Genomic DNA, 17,944 nt, shown 5'->3' with positions numbered 1-17,944 from the left:
TGGTCGGCAAGCGCCTATTGTTCTCCGCTACGGGTAGACGACTTGGCGCCTGCCAATTCGGTTAGGCTGATGCGGTCGTATTCGCTCCAGACGTTCGCCAGCCAGTGTCGAACATAGCCGCGTAGCACGAAGGAGTAGTTCGCCGCCTCATCGTGTCGTCCCTTATTTGCGACAAAGTCAACGAACGGAACCGAAGCGACTTCGACCTGCTCATAAGCCATCGCGTTGAGCTTCGGTATAGTCAACTCCGTGGCGTACTTGATCCGATGAAAATAGGAGTTGTAGGTTTCTTGGTCCCACTGGAAGAACTGAGTGTCATTGATGAAGTTCTTGACCAGAAAATATTTGGCCCCGGCCATGAAAGTGGCGGTCTCGGCGATCTCATCCAGCGAAGCGATGGAGGGGCCCAAGATATGAAATACGGCGAAGGTGATCTGGCCGGACCGTGCAGCATCCAAGAAGCCGATATCGCGCAAGGAGGCCAGCGCTGAGGACAACAGGCCTGCTCGAGCGTCGATGATTGTGACCGAGAGTCCAGAGTTCAAGGTGTCGAAGATCTTCATCTGGTCCGAGGTCGTCGTCATATCGACGATTTCCGTGATCTCGGGGTAAAAACGCTTCAACGTTCCACGCGGCGATTCCGTGTCGAACGCACGTGTCTGGACGGTGTTGGTGCTGAAGTAGTCGAGAAGCGTGCGGGACACTGTCGTCTTTCCTACTCCCCCCTTGTCCGCGCCGACTACAATCACAACTGGCTTCACCATGGAATTCCCCTAGGGCACTCGATTTGGCCGACGCGACATGCGTCAGCGGCGGGTGCCTGCTTTTATTGCGAACATGGCAGAACGAGGGACAATCCAATTGTGAGACGCCGTTGAGGTGAATGGTGGACAGCAATATTTTAGCGGCAGCGTAATAAGCGGCGCGCCGATAAGAAGACTGCAAGAAAGTGGTGCTGGCCGAAAGATTGCGTCTGAAAGGCGGTGCAAGACAACAGCGCGCTAGAGTCAGGAGTGACGGCTAGGATGCTTCTGATGTTGGTCCATATTTAAGCAGCTTGAATCTTACGTAGCGTCAGGATCTAAGGTGGATAGCGATGCATATGCATGGCGCGATCGTTCTATGACTAGATGGAAGTCAAGATGGAGTGACCATCGTTGTTTGCGTCCGGCTTGACACGCGGCGGCACCTTCTCGGTTGCGTATGGCATCAGTTAGATGTGGGCTGAAAGGCTTCGAGCAAGCTGAGAGCGCCGTGCTGGCGGAGTTCGGTAAGCAGAATAGGTGATTGGCCAAGCAGGATAAGGTCTGATACTCGATCGACAGAGCGCCGTGCTGAAAGCTCGTTGCCCTTATCACGATCGCCCGCGATCCCAAACGGCGCGAACGATGGTGATCGGTGACCGACTGTTGGCGCAAGCGATCGATATCGCCATGTTGAGTGCTGCAGGAGGGACGTCAGGTGCTTGCCGCGGAGGTGGCCGGTGACCCAACTTCGACTTCGCAAGGTGACCTCACCGGCAACTGCATCTTAAAGTCTCCCATTCTGTCGCCCCGATCGAGCAGCCCGTGCCTATCTCGGCGCTTCCGGCAAAATCAATTCGAGCCAAAAGGTTCAGGACATGGCGCAGACGATGGCGGCAATGTCGCTATTTCTCGCTCAAACAACTGCGTTCTGACAAAGTGTGCGTTTTTTTGCCCAGCAGCCTTCGTGCCAGGTAGCGATGGAAGCTCGCAAACGCGCCACTAACGAGAACACCAAAGGGCTGCAGCGCCAATACGGCCCGAAAGGCACCGACCTCAGCGTCCCATAGAAACCACCAGCGTCGTGGCCGCCCTCATAGCCGACCAAGTAAGACGCTCTAAAAGACGCCGGCGAAGTGCTGGACGACGGATTGTCGCGATTGAATATATCGATGTTGCGGCAACCATTTGATTCCTTACGCGATTGGGCAGTCCAGCGCTTGGTAGGCCATAACCGGAGCCTCTTTCTTGAAGAGCCTGATCATTCTCAATCTGTCTGATCGAGACACCTGCGAGAGGTTCAAACTCATCCATGCCGTAGATGCTTTCGATCAAGAGAAACAAGTTTACCGCTCGTGGCATCTTTATATAGAATGGGTTGAGGACGGCTGGGGCCGGCCTAATAGAGGGACTCTCGATGAAGAATATGCGTTTTGCCGGCGCTGTCGCGCTTGCAGCGGCTCTGCCGATCTTCGTCGCTGAGGTCGCCGCGCGACCAGTCGACACCAAGGTGCTGGCAGCCGATACGATATGCCCTGATTGTGAGGCGAGCCCCTACAAGGGTATCTGCAATGACTTTCGTTGCTTAATGATCTTACCATTTTGGACTGATCAGGTCTCTCGAGAACCAAGTGACTGGCTCATCACGGGAACGCTGCAAGAGCTGCGAGATAAACTACAGGTCTTTTACGAAAGGATCTCTGCTTCATCGCAGCCAGCAGTAGCGAGGATGAAGCGGAATTCCGCATCGGGTAAGGCGCCGCCGGAACAAGTGGTAAAACACATCTTGCGCCAGATACGCCGGCAGTATTCGGCGCAGAAGAAGACCTTAATCGTGCTGGAAGGACGCGAACCGAGGAGCCCAGCTCTGCCACGCGAGCTGTCCTGATTGATGCGCTGGCAGACTGCTGGAGCAGCGTCTACACAAGTTGGATGAGCCATCGTGACTTAGGCAGGCCAGACATCGTTTCCTCCTCCGGAAAGGAGTTCGCGGATCCGTCTGGGCGCACTTGGCTGCTGCGGAAACTTCGAGATGACCTGTGGAGCTCGGCTCCTCGCTTGCCTCGTTGGTGTCCCATATAGCCCCGAATTCGCGCGGAACGAACGGAAAGGGGCGGGACGTACTACAAGGTCGAATGCGGACAGAATGTCCTTCTCGGCATCTGAGTGTAAATTACGGCATTTGAGCGAAACAAAAAATTGAGGTGTGCGGCAATCAGTCGGTGACGTTAGAGAATGAGCAGTGATCACGGAGCAATGCAGAATCGTAATCGGGAAGTTATCACTTGCGACGACACAGCGTGAGATGGACACGCTTCGCCATCGCGGAATGCACTGTCATGCGCTGTTCTTGCGGCAATTGCCCTGAATGAACGAAAGCGAGCGCGTTAACAACGTATGACTGTGAGAAAGCAGCGGATCGTTCCGTTCAAATTTATCTACCCTCGCTACGCGGCGGCCGCCCGCGACTAGGCCCTTCGCATCCGTAACAGCCATGACAGGAGTCCTGTATCGTCAGTACGGCGAGACGACTCAGGATCGACGGATTCTTTTCACCGCGCGCCGCCAGAGCTAACACCTTCTCGGCAAGGCAAGCTTTTAAGGAGGACGTGCGTTTCACTTCGGGTACCATCCGGACAGCATCCTCCAAAGCAGCTCTCAGCACAGCATAGAGCGCGGTTTGCAGAGGGGAACGTGACATGTGTAGATCCTCGACAGTCAAAGTTGATGATTCCCAGCCGAGCGCGCGCCTCAGAAATCCCGAAGGTCCATGAGTCCGTCGACTGGTGACAGTGGTAGCTCAGCTGTGCTCACGACCGAATACACTGCTTTTGCCTAGTTAAGTGTGACAGTGAAGCATCAAGAAACCTAAGTGTTATGGCTGTACTCATGATGGATCGTCGTAACATGAGCGCTGAGCCGGCAATCGTGCCTCTTGGACATTTGCCGCGTGGCATTCTGCCGTGGTAGGCCGCCCTATGAATTGAGTGATGACGCGTGTGCTGAGCGGTGCGCGTCCAACTGAACGTGGCTTTGAGCCGATTGAGTACGGAAGACCGCGCTGTAACCGGTTCGGTTCAGCCCTGCCAAAAAAAGTGACGTCACTTTCGATCTGGTCTGTACCCCGTAGAGTTCTCCAGAAGTGCGTAGAGCGCGTCATCTCGAGAGGGATGGGCTACAAAGTAAAGTGATTCCACAGACCGGAAGATCACTCGAGATTGTCTTGGAGCAGGGGATCGAACGGCACAGCTGATGTCTGCTGCAAACAGTTGATCTCCATCGCGACTTGCTAGGGACGTCTGGCGGCCTGGAGTTGTCCGACGCGAACTGGCTCAACGCACTGAAGGACGAGGACACAAAGAAGAGCTATCAGCCGAGGCAATGCGCGACAAGCCATGCTCAAGGACATTGCGGCAAACGATGAGGACGCCATCAGGACGCGAGAGGCCGTCGCTCATCTGCGGACCACCTTTGAGGGAGGCAGCGGCTGGCGTGCAAAGTCCTGGGGGGTCAAATCGCATATCGCTCTCGCGGCGTTCGGATGGTCTCGTACGTGGCTATCTGGGCGAACTATCCCCGATCCGCCGTCGGTTCGGCCACCGGTAGGGATGCCTCGCGAGGGACCAGTCATAAGTACGAACGATTCGGCGGCTTTCGCGAGAACCGGCCGCAGGTTCACCGGTGTGGCGGGCGCAAGCGGGGGCGGGTTCCGGCAAGCGGCCAACCGACGCTGGAGCCTCGAGTTCCTGTCAGATCCGTTCGCCGACGGATTATCTTTCCGCATTCTAGGCCATAGTGGGCGATCTCACCCGCGAATGCTTGGCGCTCTTTGCCGATACTTTGCTGCGAAATGTCGTACGTGAGCTCTCTGTCAACATCACCGCCCGGCGCGGCAGCCGGCGATGTGCCAGTCCGTTTATGGTACAGAGCTGACCGGAATGGCCGAGCTGCACTTTCAGCCAGGAAACGCAGATTGATGACACTAAATCGCGCCCGGCAAGCTGCCCAAAACGCCGTTTCGAGGGTTTTAGTTCCCACCTGTCATACCAAGCTCTCAATGAGACGTGTTCACCTCGCTCGCAAAGGCACGAGCCGTGTCGGCGGCCTGGAAAGTTCACATCAGCAATACCTGACCGCACAGCGCCATGGCAAACTTCGCACCAACCGAATACGCCAATCGCAGCGATCCTAGCCAGCAACGGGGCGGATCCTGCGCCACGTCGAGTGCTCCGCACGCGTCGCCGTCCCCGCATCGAGCCAATGGCTCAAAGTTTACCGCGCCCTGTCTATTGCCGGGGTGAAGCAAACGGCTCAGGGCAAGCCGAGGGTGCACGGAACGTTTAGTTGGTCAGGGCTAAGCTACGTTGCAAAGGTTGGCCGCACTCATGCTTCATACGTAGTTCCTCAACCGGCTCCAAAGACACACCCCCTCTGTTCCGACCCGCGACATTGCGTCCCTTCTAAGGAGATCTGCGTCAGACGCTGGACACAGCTAGATTGATTCCTTTCCAGGATGGGGTCGGGTGCCCAAAGCCAAAGGCGTTCCAAGCGCGGATATGAGAACCGCGGCGGCCCCAATCCACTGTGTTGCGGTCAGTGTTTCCTGAAGGAAGATTGATGCGAGAACGGAGGTCAACATGGGAACGAGCGGCAGCAACAGCGCGGCGCCGGTCGCACTCATTCGCTGTAGCGCCATCCCGTAGAGGAGAAAGGGAATTGAAAGGAGTAGCAACCCGGATGAGACCACCAGCGTAATATCGTCCATGACGACAGAGAGCGTTGGCAGTGGACGAATACCGACCCAGGCAGATGCGACCACTGCGAACGCGACAATCTGGCTGGCGGTCGTAAGGCGCAGTGCGTCGATTTTCTGCGACATGACTTGGATTGCTATGCTGTAGAGTGAGGCAAAAAATACACCCGCCAGAACGAGAGCGACCCCCAATTCGTGCGTTGACGATGAACCAGGTCCAGAGCCCCAACTCAAAACGCAAACACCGGCAAAAGCCAACAAACTCAGGAAGACTATTGCAAGGTTCGGAACCTCACTCAGGACCAACCACGCCAGTAGTATGATCATCGGTGGCTCAACCGCGAACAGCATGGCCTCGAGTGACACCGGCATCATCGATAGTCCGAAGATTGACAAACTAGACGCCAACGCTGGCTGCAGGATACCCGGAAGCCCAGCACGCCAGTCACTCAGACGCGGCGGCGCCCCTGACCAGATGGATAGTACGGTAAGGCTTGCGGCACTCGCAGCCAACTGCCCTGTTAAAAGCGAAAGCGGATCGATGCGGCAGAGGGCAGCCTTCGACAGGATGCTGCCAATACTCCAGCTGACCGTCGCGAGTGTTCCGCACAGAAATGCGAGGAAAGCAGGTGGTCTGCTCATCGCTCGGCGTTCCGATCGCGTAGCCGGTCTGACGCCAAGCGACTGCAATCTGTACTCGAGCCAGCCCGATAGGTGATGGCTGGTTCTGCTGGCTTCGACACTCTTTGCTTAGATTGGATGGAGAGTGTTGAATGCATGTTGATGCGTGTTCGCCGACCGAATGGTTGAAGTTTAGGAAGCCGGATGTCGATCAGGCTGGCGTCAAACGGGTGCTGCGCAACCAGCAATCTGTGAAGCCGCGTTGATGATCTGGTGTATACTAAAGATCGAAGAGAAGAGACGCGGTGCGCACAATCGTGGTTGGACAAGCGTTTCATCCTGGAATTTCCACCGGCGACGGCGGAGTGCCGAAGCGTGAGCCAAGACAGCGCGCCGGCCTTCAGTGCTGCCTTTTTGAGACGATGGACGCGGGTTTTAAGCGCCCGGCGTCACCTCCAAAAGGTTCTCCGCCAGCTTGTCCGCGCTGACCTTGCACACCAGCACGAATAGGGAGCGTCACGCTCCATTACTCGGTCTTCAAGAGATCGCAGGAGCTATCGTCTGTTGTCTGCCATGCTTCTTCGGCCGGAATGGTTTCTGTGAGCTCGTAGTAGTCATATGGAGAAGTCGGCTCCGCCGGAGCTTTTATGCGCGCGACGTAAAGCGGCCGCATTACCTGTCCGTCGGCGCGAATCGTGACATTCTTCATCTCGAAATCGTTGACAGGGGTGCTCTTCATCTGTCGCGCAATCGCCTCGCCTTCATCGGTCTGTACCGCGGCGATCGCCTTGAGATAGTGCGTGACGGCGCTGTAAGTGCTCGCCTGCGCCTCGTTGGGCAGCCTGCCGTTGAACGCCGCCTCATAGCGCTTCGCGAACGCGCGAGTCTCGTCCGTCCTGTCCCAATAGAAGGTCGTGGTGAGACGTACATTCTGGAGTGACTGCACGCCTATACTGTGCGTCTGATTGATCATCAATCCGAGCGGCGTAAGCTGCTGCGTTTGCGTGATCCCGAATTCTTGAGCCTGCTTCAGCGCATTGGCCAAGTCCGCCCCCGAATTGGCCAGGGCGATGACTTTGGCACCACTCGACTGGGCTGTCAGGAGGAAGGACGCGAAATCAGAAGAATTGAGCGGGTGCGACACGGATCCGACGACCTTGCCGCCGGCGGATTCGATGAACTTAGTAGCATCGGCCTGCCACACTTTGCCGAAGGAGTAGTCGACGGTGACAAAGAACCAGGTATCCAGTTTTCGCGCCATCAATGATTTCACCGTCGTCTTCGCTAGCGCATAGGTATCCATTGCCCATTGTGTGGTCATTTCAGAGCATCTCTCGTTCGTGAATACCGATGCCGCCGTTCCAGCTAGGAGATATGGCTTCTTTCGGCTCTTCATGACGCCTTGCACGGCGAGCGCGATCGACGACGCTGAACAGCCGACGATCGCGTCTACCCCCTCATTATCCAGCCAGCGCATAACAATTCCGACGCCAACGTCAGGCTTGTTTTGATCGTCTGCCACGACGAGCTCGACCTTCGTACCGTCGATAAACCCGCTAAAGTTGTTTATGGCCAGTTGTGCGGCGAGAACCGAGCCTCGCCCGCAATTGTCGGAATAGGGGCCGCTCTGATCGTTCATCACGCCAATTTTGATGACACTCCCTGAAATCTCGTGCGCAGCAATTGGCGCGGCCGCAAAGAAATGTGTGCCCGAGAGAATTGCGATTGCGATGACATAAGCGGTTGATAGCCTCATATACTCCTTTTCTCCCTAGCCTGAGGAAACAATGAGTGTTCTTGTTCGCCAAACCGACAACTGATCGTAGCTTCGAGGGCGCCGGTCAGCCGAAAGAGTCATTTGAACCTGATCGTCCTGATATTTACCTATGTTCACTCAGGGATGTCCATGTTCTGAGAAGGCAATAGCGTTGTGCCGCTCCGAGCTCTTCAGTGTGACGAACCAAGTGCCGGCCAAAGTGAATCAATGGAGTGCGAGTCGGGCCGACCGCACAAGGAGATGATCTAATTCTGTATCGTTTTCGCCGTCTCCTGGATCGTTTGGCGATATAGCGGACAGAGCAAAGGCTGTGCGGGCTGCCATCGTCGCGCATGCCGCCACATATCGGAAAAAGTTCTTGCAGGCACCTACCAGTATTGGTTGGCAACACAAGGCGAGGCGGCCACAGGTCTCGCTGGGACCGCACGCGCATAGGTCTTGCAGCTTCACAGATCGTCCCCGGATACCCCTAACCAGTGATCGCCTGGGCGCAGCGATGATAACGCACGTTGCTCGGAATATTCTGCGAGTTCAGGAGCCTCGTGCCCGCAGCATTCTTACAGCTGCTGATCTCAATAGGTACAGGCCCGAGATGCCAACAGAGACGGGCCAGGAAATTGTTCAAGTCCCGGTCTGTTTGAAAACCGACCAGATCGTACACGAGCATCGATTCATCAGTTCACGACGGTCGGACGCTCGTTCAGAAGGAAGTAATCGGTCGAGCGATCAATGCCAAGCTTACGCTGATCCGCCCCCCGCGGCAGATGGTAATCATGCACGCAGAATGCGTCTCGCTTCCGTAAATTGAAGGCCGCGTGCGCTATAAAGTCGTTGATTGCGCGATAGCTCTCATAGTCACCTTCCCGAACCCGAGAGCGGGTGGAGCGTCGGCCACGCTATCGAATGAGAACGAGCTCGATGATTGCCAGGCTAGTGCTCGGCCGGCAACACCAGTATTCATCACGAGCGGCACGGCTCTCAATCCCATCCGCCCGTCTTGTTCGAGAAGCCCACCGAGCCCGCGCCAGAGCGTTCCAGGCGGGCCCAAGTGCCGCGGCAGGTCCGCTAAGCCGGGGTTTATTGGGGTCGAATGGGGCGCGCTTCGAGACGACTGACTTGCGGATTAAGGTTTCGCTCCTGCTAGGCCGAGTCAACAAGAGCGGCAGGACCCGCACTGATTTGTGGTTCGGGCCTCTGTGGTGGCTCACTCAGGTGGTCGTTGAAGGCCGCCTGCCTACTCAGTTCATGCTGCCGATGGGGCTGTGATGTAAGCCTCCACGCGATCATTGCGCTCCAGCCGCTATAACTTTAAGCCAAGACGGCGAAGTCTATAGTCGAGTTGTGGCCTACTGATCTTCAAGAGGCGCGCGGCGGCCGATACGTTACCATCTGCTCGGGCCAGCGCGGATCGGTAGGCGGCCACCTCCATCTCTGGGAACGACGCGTCCGGCAACGATGAGCCTGCGTTGGTCGAAGTCGTGCTTTTGTCTTGCGCTGAAGGTGGGTGCATTCCAGTTAACGGGGTGCGTTCCAGTCGTCCCTCGCTTGTAAGCTGGATTGAAAATGGCGGCAACAGCTCCGAGCCGCTGAACAGATGACCGATATCTATGGTGCTGCCGACGTCGGCATACACGACGCCGCGCTCAATCAGGTTCTGCAGTTCGCGGATGTTGCCAGGATAGTCATATTTCAGTAGCGCCTCGGTGGCGCGGCGGCTGAATCCCATAAGTTGCCGGCCGTGGCGCGCGCAATAAACGCCGAGAAAATGCGCCATCAAAAGCGGGATGTCGTCGCGCCGCTCCCGCAGCGGCGGGATCGTGATCGGAAAGACGCAGAGCCGAAAATACAGATCCTGGCGGAAGCGACCGGCCGCGACCTCGGCGGTCAGATCGACGTTGGAGGCCGCCACCACACGGACATCGAGCGAGACGGTCTTCGTACCGCCGACCCGTTCGATCTTGCGCTCCTGCAGCGCCCGTAGCAGCTTGCCCTGGGCCGAGTAGGTCAGGGATGCGATCTCGTCGAGAAACAACGTGCCCCCGGAGGCGCGTTCGAAATACCCGGCGCGCGAGGCGATGGCGCCGGTATAGGCGCCCTTCTCCACGCCGAATAATTCGGATTCGACGAGCTGCTCTGGGATAGCCGCGCAGTTGATGGCTACGAACGGTCCGCTGCTGCGCCGGCTCATGGCATGCAACTGATTGGAGAACAGCTCCTTGCCGACACCGGACTCGCCAACAAAAAGCACGGTGGCGTCCGTCGTTGCGACGCGTTCGAGCTGACGCCGAGTGCGGACGAATGCGGCCGAGACGCCGACCGCGACTGTACTGTCATCGCCTCCGGCGGCGGGGCTTTGGTCTGCTGCGGGCGGCACCTTCCCGACCGCGTGGATCGAGCGGCTCTTCCATTCCAAACCGAAATAGTTGCGCTCCGGCGTGTCGTCGCCCCATGCATCGGCGTGCTGGCCGACCACCACGCAGCGTGCCGCGCCCATGCCGGCGCATTCGACCTCTCGGAAGATGACGGGCCAACCGCACAGCTTAGTGGTGTAGCCGGAGGGGTAACCGACCTGAAGCCAGCAGGCCGGTTCGCTTGCGAGGCCATAGCTCGCAAGGTGCTCGGCGGCTTCCGAGGAGTCTTCCCACAGGAATTCGCCAAAATATGTGCATTTGTCGCTGTCAAATTCGAAGTGTCGCGTCGTCACCTTGACGAAACCCTCCAGCGTATGCACGCGCGGTCCGGCCGCGAGCGCATGGGTGAGGTCCTCGTTCGGGAAGCGCTTCTGGATCAACTCGGCGTCGCGCATGCCCTGCATGTAACCTACCCGCATGAACAGGGCCTTCGCCGTCTCGACCCCGAAGGCGTCAATGATCTCGGTGCGCAAGCGCCCGAGCACCTGCGATTGCATCAGCACCATGCGCTGATCGTTGAGCCAGATGCGTCCGTCGCCTAGCGCAAAATGCAGCGACGCGGCGAGATCATTGAAGGTGGGTGCAGCCCCCGTCTCAAGCTCGCTGCTGTCACCGCGACTGAGAATCTGCGCCGCGCGGCGGGATGCTTCCGCCAGCGAAATCCGTCTTTCAACCTCATTCATCAGGTGCCTTCATATTCATGAAATCGAGAATCGCCCAACCAGAATTTCATTATTTCATGAATCTCAAGGATGGAAGACCCTTTGACCAAGGGCCAATCTGCACCGGGTAGTTGAGCTAAGCTGCTGGTTTGATCGGGGAATTGAAGAAGTTCGTTGTTCAGTCGGACTCGCGTGGTTGGCTGGCACCGGCCTTGCTAAATGGTGAGCCGTTCGCGGGAGGAAGCGAAGCAGAGGACCGGCTTACGGTCTCCAATTAGGAGTACGGCGCTACTAGGCCGCCGTGCGCAGGGCAAGGACCTTGCCCTCTTTCTCCCCGGCAAGCCGCGGTCTCAACGGCCGCACTATCCATCGTTCCGCTCGAAGCGGGGAGAACCTATCCATGAATATGCAGGCGCGCGATTTCATTGCCATCGACCGCTGGCGCGGCAAGGCGTTTTTGGGCGAGTGGAGCATCACCGAGGGCGGCGTCATGGACATCAATGACCTGGCGACGCGCGCGGTGCTGGGTTCGGTCGGCATCGCCCATCCCAAGGATATCGCGAAGGCTGCGCGCGGGGCGCGCCAGGCCCAACTGGCATGGGCCTTGAGGCTACCACAGGAGCGGGCATCAATCCTCAACAAAGCGGCCGATCTGCTCGAGCAGAACGGCGAAGAGCTGGTCGGCTGGATCATGCGCGAGAGCGGTTCCACCCAACCCAAGGCTGCGATTGAGATCGAGCACGGTGCAGCCTTCGTGCGGCATGCGGCTGCAATCGCCGTTGAGCCGAATGGCATCCTGTTGCCGTCGGTGGAGCACGGGCGATCCAGCGTCGCCAAGCGCGTGCCCCATGGCGTGGTCGGCGTGATCTCGCCATTCAACTTCCCGCTGGTGCTCTCCATCCGGGCCATCGCCGCCGCGCTCGCGGTGGGTAATGCAGTCGTCCACAAGCCTGATCCCCGCACAGCCGTATCAGGCGGAATCATCATCGCGCGCATCTTCGAGGATGCGGGCTTGCCCACGGGGGTGCTGCATGTGATGCCTGGCGGGGCGGCGGCAGGTGAGGCGATGTGCGCCGATGCCAACATCGCGATGATCTCCTTCACAGGCTCGGCGGAGGGAGGCAGCAAGGTCGGCGAGGTTGCAGGTCGTCATCTCAAGAAGGTACAACTCGAACTCGGCGGAAAGAATTCGCTGATCATCCTCGACGATGCCGATGTTGACGTCGCAGCCTCCAATGCCGCCTGGGGTGCGTTTCTGCATCAGGGACAGATCTGCATGTCGACCGGCCTCGTGCTCGCGCATGCAAAAATCGCCGATGCGCTGGGGATGAAGATCGCTGAGAAGGCACGACATCTGCCCGCCGGCGATCCGTCGTCCAGACAGGTAGCGCTTGGCCCTATTATCAGCGACGCACAGGTCGCGAAGATCGAAGAGATCGTCCACGATGCGGTGGCGAAAGGCGCGCGGCTGCTGGCCGGCGGCGGCCACGACGGGCGATATTATGAGGCGACCGTGCTGGGCGGCGTGAAACCAGGCATGCGCGCGTTCGACGAAGAGATTTTTGGCCCCGTCGCCTGCCTCGTCAATTTCGCTAGCGACGATGAAGCGGTCGAGCTCGCCAATCGCTCCGATTATGGTCTTGCGGCCGGCGTGATTTCAAACTCGATCGCGCGGGCGCGCGCGGTGGGCGATCGCCTTATCGTCGGCCATCTCCACATCAACGATCAGACGGTCAATGGCGGCCCGTTCGCCCCATTCGGCGGGCGAGGTCGTTCCGGCAATGGCAGCCGGATCAGCGGTCCGGCGATCTGGGAAGAGTTCACGCAATGGATGTGGACCTCGGAGAAGCTCCAGGCGACGCCGTATCCGTTTTGATCCGCTTCGCGACACCGCACAGCTTCCGGCGCTTGCGCTGCCGGAAGCCTTGCACCTCAAACCGCCTGGCCTTTGGAGATTAGGGATGAAAATCCGTGCCGCCGTCGCCCGCGAAACGGGCGCGCCGCTCAAGCTTGAAACCGTCGAGCTCGAAGCCCCGCGCCCCGACGAGATCCTAGTCAAGGTCAAAGCCACGGGCGTCTGTCACACTGACCTGGTCGTTCGCGACGGCATGCTGCCGACACCACTGCCGGTCGTGCTCGGTCACGAAGGCGCCGGCGTCGTCGAAGCGGTGGGGGATGCGATCACCAAGGTAAAGCCCGGCGATCACGTCGTGATGACCTTCAATTCCTGTGGCAGGTGCCCGAGCTGCGCGGATCACGCTGCAACCTACTGCCATGAATTCTTCCCACGCAACTTCTTCGCCGCGCGCGCGGATGGATCCACCGCGCTGTCCGCGGACGGAACTCGGATAAACGGCAATTTCTTCGGCCAGTCGTCGTTCGCAACCCATGCGCTTTGCCACGAGATCAATGTGGTGAAGGTCACGTCCGACGTCCCGCTCGAACTGCTCGGGCCGCTCGCGTGCGGCATGCAGACTGGCGCCGGCGCGGTCATGAACGCCCTGAAGATTACCGCCGGTAAATCCTTCGCGGTGTTCGGATCTGGATCGGTCGGATTGTCGGCGCTGATGGCGGCCAACGTCATAGGTGCAACCACCATCATCGCGGTCGATATTAATCCGGCAAGGCTCGAGATCGCCAGATCACTGGGGGCAACACATGTAATCGATCCGCGGCAAACCGACCCGGTCGAGACGATCATGCGGATCACCGGCTCGGGTCTGAATTTCACGCTCGACACGACCGGCTTGCCTGCGGTGATCCGCAACGCAGTGGAGAGCCTTGGCCCGCGCGGCACCTGCGGCATTCTCGGCGCGTCTAGGCCGGACGCGGAGATAGTGCTCAACGAGACGCATTTCATGAGCGGCGGCCGGCGCCTAATTGGCATCGTCGAGGGCAACTCCGATCCCGCAGTCTTTATCCCGGAGCTGATCGATCTCTACCGAAGCGGCCGTTTTCCGTTCGACAAGCTCATTAGATTCTACACTCTCGAAGAGATCAACACTGCGATCTCGGATTCCGAGACCGGTACTGTGATCAAACCGATCGTGCGAATGGACTGAACGAAAGATCCTTGGAGCGGGTGACGCCGAGCCTGACGCCTCGTCACCTTAAGAAAACATGGCAATGGACCGATCCACCGGCATGCCGCCTCATCATCGAAAGAGAGTAAACATGTCCAAGCAGCAGCTCGCAGCGATCTTACAAACCAGCGCGCAGTTCCCACCGCCGGTCAATGGCAGCCCGGCGGACATGCGCACATGGTTCGAGGGAATCAATGCGCAGACGCCGATTCCGGACGGTGTTATGACCACGCGGGTATTGTCGGGTCCGCTCGGTGGCGACCTGATCCACTATCCTGACTCGAACGACAAGTGCCTGATCATCCATTTCCACGGCGGCGGCTTTTTCTTTGGCTCGTCACGCTCGCACCGTGTTATCGCCGCCAATCTCGCGCGTGCCTCCGGCGTTGCCGTCCTCGCCGCGGACTATCGGCTCGCACCCGAACATCCGGCACCGGCCGCCCATGACGACGCGCTCGCCGTATACAAATGGGCGTTGGAGCAGGGCTTTTCGCCATCTGCAATTTGCCTGTCCGGCGACTCAGCGGGCGGCAACCTCGCAGTATCGACCGCGATGCGGGCCCGCGACGAAGGGCTGCCCATTCCGGGTGCGCTGGCTGTGATGTCGCCGGCGCTCGACTTCACCGGACAGAGCGAGTCGTTCTGCTCCGCCGCCGACGCGCCCCTGCTCACCCCCGAACTAATCGAGCTGTTCAAGCACGCCTATTTCGGCGCCGGCGTTCCAGCGTCGCCTTATCTTACGCCGCTGAATAGTGATCTTTCTAAGCTACCGCCGATCTTGATTCACGTTGGATCGTGGGAGCTGCTGCGCGATGATAGCGTTCAGCTCGCTGAGCGGCTCCGCCGGGCGGGCGTCTTTGCTGAGCTCAAGGTCTGGGAGGGCATGTGCCACTCTTGGCAATTGTTTGCGCCGATGCTCGACGAAGGCATGGCCTCGATCGAAGAGGCAGCGGTCTTCGCGCGGGCGCACCTTGTTGGTTGATCCTTGAAGGCGTCCACCGGGCTGAAGAAGTCTCCCTGCGACGCGTCAGTCCAATAGTTCGTCGAGGGTGTCATGTTCCAGTACATTGCAGGCCGCTTCGCTGAACCGACGTCGGCGGCCACAATCGAGCATGTGGCGGCCAGTCGATCGGCAACTCGCATCCAGTCATGGGGGATGTTTTGCTAAGGAATGTACAGGCCCGGCGGGTCGGGACCGGGATAGATGCACATGCCCCGATAGGAACCTTGCAAAGGCTGCACGGCCATTGGTCATCCAAACTTTGCTGATGTAATGCAGCGCGGCGGAGGAAAGCTGCTTGAAAGGTCTTCTCCACCAACATGGTAACCTCTGGAAAATGGCTGATCGCCGTTTCTAAGGCCATAGCTGATGGCGATAAACGTTGGGCATTCCGGATGCGACCATCACCGAGGTAATCTATGGACCGCCGAACCGTAGGGAAGATGGCATTCCTCGTTATATCAACTAGCCGTGCAGCAGCTCAGACGCTCGAGTACGACTTGGTTGTGGCTGATGGGAAAGTAACACCTAGAGCGGATGACGCCGCGCACGAAGGCGGCAGCTCCTACACGGCCGATAGCCTTGTGGCGCCTATCATCGACAGGCCGGTCGGATTTCTGATGAAAGAAAAGCTGGTCGAGTTTCATAGCCAAGCCGAGAGGTTGGGCACTGACTCGCGCCCGATAAAGAGCCGGATCGCACTGTTGACTTCGACCAATCCGGCGAGATCAATGTTAAACTTGAAGGTTTGTGATCCCGCTGAGGTCCGGCCATTTTTCTAGTGAGCCTTGTCGACTGGTGGCCGACAAACTCTTGGCTGCAATGCCGGAGGCCGAACAAGAGCGTCCCTCGGTCAGGCAACGGCTATCAATCACCGTGCGCGTTCCACTGGCTGACCTATCACGGATGTGGCGGATTATCATCTCCTGGGATCGTTAGGCTCGAGGGTACCAGACCATACGGTGCTCAACTACGTCGGCGTAGTCGGGACGCCCTCCGGCACGCAGATTGGATCCGCCCCGAGTACACCGCAGTCTGGCGAGGATGTTGCAGGAGCACGTCGGGGTTTCAGCATGCCATGAAGCTGACCTACAGCGCTGGATGGATCATCCCAGCCTCTCAAGCTCACCTATTCAACCTGGCCTCGCCTTCGTCGGCCAGCCGTTTCTCGTAGAAGATGACCGAGTATCCGTGCAGCCTTCCTTCCTTGCAGCGAACATAGCCGGCGGTCTCATAAAGTTTTTGAGCCCCCACTTGGATCATTGTGGTATCGAGCGCTACCCACTTGAACCCCAGAGTAACAGCTCTCAATTCCAATTCATGAAGGAGACGCCTTCCAAACCCTTGTCTTCGAAAGGCCGGATGGACGCGCATACGCTTCAGCTGCACGACATCAGAATCGGCCGGCTCCAATCCCCCCATCGCGATGAGTTTGGAACTAATATGGGCAGTTAAGAAATCGCCGCCCGACCTGATGTACACTTCGCTTATATTGCGTAAATCATCTTCCCACGCCCCTTCAGGGCCGCGCGCACCACCTTCCGATGCGGCTCTATGCAGATGCCATACATCATCGGCATCCCCTTGCTCGAACCGTCGAATGAACAGCTCGTCTTGAGACATCGGCGTCAGCTGCCGAATAGCGTCGGAGACTAGCGCCTCTTTCGCCTTTATCTTTTTGTCCACGCAGATAGCCCCCTCAAGCTTACTGTCGCGCCGTACGCAACAGTCGCTGCAAAAGGACAGCGTCGACACTTTCCGATGCCTCAACTCCGACAATTGGCCGACCAGGCTGGACCGTATATTTCAGCGCCGTAGTATGGTGCATCCGGGTAAACCGATCCAGCGCACGAACACAGGAGGCGCGCAGCCTTTGAATTTCACCATTGCCGTGCTCAATGACCGGCGAAACGGTCGCAAACCTAGGAAATTCCGCTTCCCCTTCCAGCCAACCAGGCTTCAGCCAGACGCTCCCCTTGTCTGGCGACAACCAGCGGAGTACCGCGCGAATGTACGCCTGCGGGTAGTACTCGGACAGCCGATACACATCCCTATAGAATTGCGGCTTCTGGAGGAAAAGCTCTTCCCCAATCAGCAGCACTGAGACAGCCACAATACGGGCAGAGAATCTGCCGCTTGGGCCAAGCCTATCCTTGTAAGGATTCTTCCCGTAGAACACCCGGAACTGGCCAAAAAGATCCGGCGACAAATGTTCATAAAAACGCACCAGGATATGATTCGCCGCCTCAAGGCGCTCCGCGCACAGTGAAAGACATTGGCGCGCGTCCGCGTCAGCCAGATCACGTAACTCAAGTAGTGCATCGATTGCCGACTGCAACTCCCTTTCGATGAGTTGATGGCCTAAGCAAAAATCGCGCTCCTCGACCCCCGCCTCTCCAAGGCAGTATACACGCGGATCGTTCTGCACCGGGTTCGTAAGTATCATATCCTCGTAAGAGAGGACATCGATGCCAGGCTGCCGCTCCCGGGTCAGCTGCGCAAGACGGTTTAGCTCTTTCCCCACGGTCAATTCGGCGTGCCTGCGGTGAAGGCCGGCAAACGAAGACATGTGATAAGCACAATTGGTGAGATACTGGATGTCTGTCTTGGCGATCTCGAAATCAGATTGCGGCAGCCGGCGCAGAAGCGCATCATAGTCCGAGTCCGCCACAATCGCGCTGATTCCGCGACCGAGGGCCCGAACCGCTTCATCGGGCCGCTCACTGCATTTGATCTCCGCAACACTTTGTGGCAGTTCATCAACGACAAAATTGCTCAATCGCCCAAGCGGTCGTTTTCGTTGTCGATCAATGCTATCGGTCGCATGGGAAAAGATGTCTTGCGCGCAGTAATGCTTCGGTTCTTGGGCGGAACGGGAAATACTGGCGACCATA

10 protein-coding genes are annotated in these 17,944 nt (G+C 58.2%); 4 read left to right on the top strand and 6 right to left on the bottom strand.

Annotation, left to right across the window (positions count from 1 at the left end; all coding sequences use genetic code 11):
* Nucleotides 1–14: 14 nt before the first annotated feature.
* Nucleotides 15–764 (bottom strand): hypothetical protein, encoded by a 750-nt coding sequence (locus BCCGELA001_RS31135; RefSeq protein ID WP_008545770.1) that lies wholly within the window; start codon nt 762–764, stop codon nt 15–17.
* Nucleotides 765–2,160: 1,396 nt separating this feature from the next.
* Here BCCGELA001_RS31135 and BCCGELA001_RS31130 point away from each other — a divergent pair.
* Nucleotides 2,161–2,631: a hypothetical protein gene (locus tag BCCGELA001_RS31130; protein ID WP_008545767.1), complete on the top strand. Its 471-nt coding sequence runs from the start codon at nt 2,161–2,163 to the stop codon at nt 2,629–2,631.
* A gap of 2,604 nt (nt 2,632–5,235) precedes the next feature.
* On the opposite strand, the gene BCCGELA001_RS31125 is transcribed toward BCCGELA001_RS31130, so the two are convergent.
* The 3 genes from BCCGELA001_RS31125 to BCCGELA001_RS31110 form a co-directional block, all read right to left on the bottom strand.
* A complete protein-coding gene (locus BCCGELA001_RS31125; protein WP_083543473.1) occupies nt 5,236–6,138 on the bottom strand; it encodes a DMT family transporter in 903 nt (300 codons plus the stop codon).
* Nucleotides 6,139–6,643: 505 nt separating this feature from the next.
* Nucleotides 6,644–7,873 carry an ABC transporter substrate-binding protein gene (locus tag BCCGELA001_RS31120; RefSeq protein WP_008545763.1) on the bottom strand — a complete coding sequence of 410 codons (1,230 nt, stop codon included), beginning with the start codon at nt 7,871–7,873 and terminating at the stop codon, nt 6,644–6,646.
* Nucleotides 7,874–9,194: 1,321 nt separating this feature from the next.
* The gene (locus BCCGELA001_RS31110; protein ID WP_008545761.1) at nt 9,195–10,988 is read right to left on the bottom strand and encodes a sigma-54-dependent Fis family transcriptional regulator; all 1,794 of its coding nucleotides are present in this window, start codon (nt 10,986–10,988) and stop codon (nt 9,195–9,197) included.
* Nucleotides 10,989–11,373: 385 nt separating this feature from the next.
* On the opposite strand from BCCGELA001_RS31110, the gene BCCGELA001_RS31105 reads away from it, so the two are divergent.
* The 3 genes from BCCGELA001_RS31105 to BCCGELA001_RS31095 all read left to right on the top strand — a co-directional run bounded on the left by BCCGELA001_RS31105 (nt 11,374) and on the right by BCCGELA001_RS31095 (nt 15,032).
* Entirely contained in the window at nt 11,374–12,843 is a 1,470-nt protein-coding gene (locus BCCGELA001_RS31105; protein WP_236840796.1) for a benzaldehyde dehydrogenase, read from the top strand.
* 85 nt (nt 12,844–12,928) lie between these two features.
* Nucleotides 12,929–14,029 (top strand): NAD(P)-dependent alcohol dehydrogenase, encoded by a 1,101-nt coding sequence (locus BCCGELA001_RS31100; RefSeq protein ID WP_008545757.1) that lies wholly within the window; start codon nt 12,929–12,931, stop codon nt 14,027–14,029.
* A gap of 112 nt (nt 14,030–14,141) precedes the next feature.
* Nucleotides 14,142–15,032 (top strand): alpha/beta hydrolase, encoded by an 891-nt coding sequence (locus BCCGELA001_RS31095; RefSeq protein ID WP_008545756.1) that lies wholly within the window; start codon nt 14,142–14,144, stop codon nt 15,030–15,032.
* A gap of 1,143 nt (nt 15,033–16,175) precedes the next feature.
* Here BCCGELA001_RS31095 and BCCGELA001_RS31085 read toward each other — a convergent pair.
* Both BCCGELA001_RS31085 and BCCGELA001_RS31080 read right to left on the bottom strand, forming a co-directional pair.
* Nucleotides 16,176–16,736, bottom strand: coding sequence for a GNAT family N-acetyltransferase (locus tag BCCGELA001_RS31085; protein WP_008545754.1), 561 nt, complete (start codon nt 16,734–16,736; stop codon nt 16,176–16,178).
* A gap of 19 nt (nt 16,737–16,755) precedes the next feature.
* Nucleotides 16,756–17,943: a hypothetical protein gene (locus BCCGELA001_RS31080; protein ID WP_236840795.1), complete on the bottom strand. Its 1,188-nt coding sequence runs from the start codon at nt 17,941–17,943 to the stop codon at nt 16,756–16,758.
* Nucleotide 17,944 lies beyond the last annotated feature (1 nt).

The sequence above is a fragment of the Bradyrhizobium sp. CCGE-LA001 genome (assembly GCF_000296215.2).
Taxonomy (GTDB): Bacteria; Pseudomonadota; Alphaproteobacteria; order Rhizobiales; family Xanthobacteraceae; genus Bradyrhizobium.
Note: the sequence above shows the minus strand (reverse complement) of the source record. Positions and strands in the feature narration are given on the sequence as shown.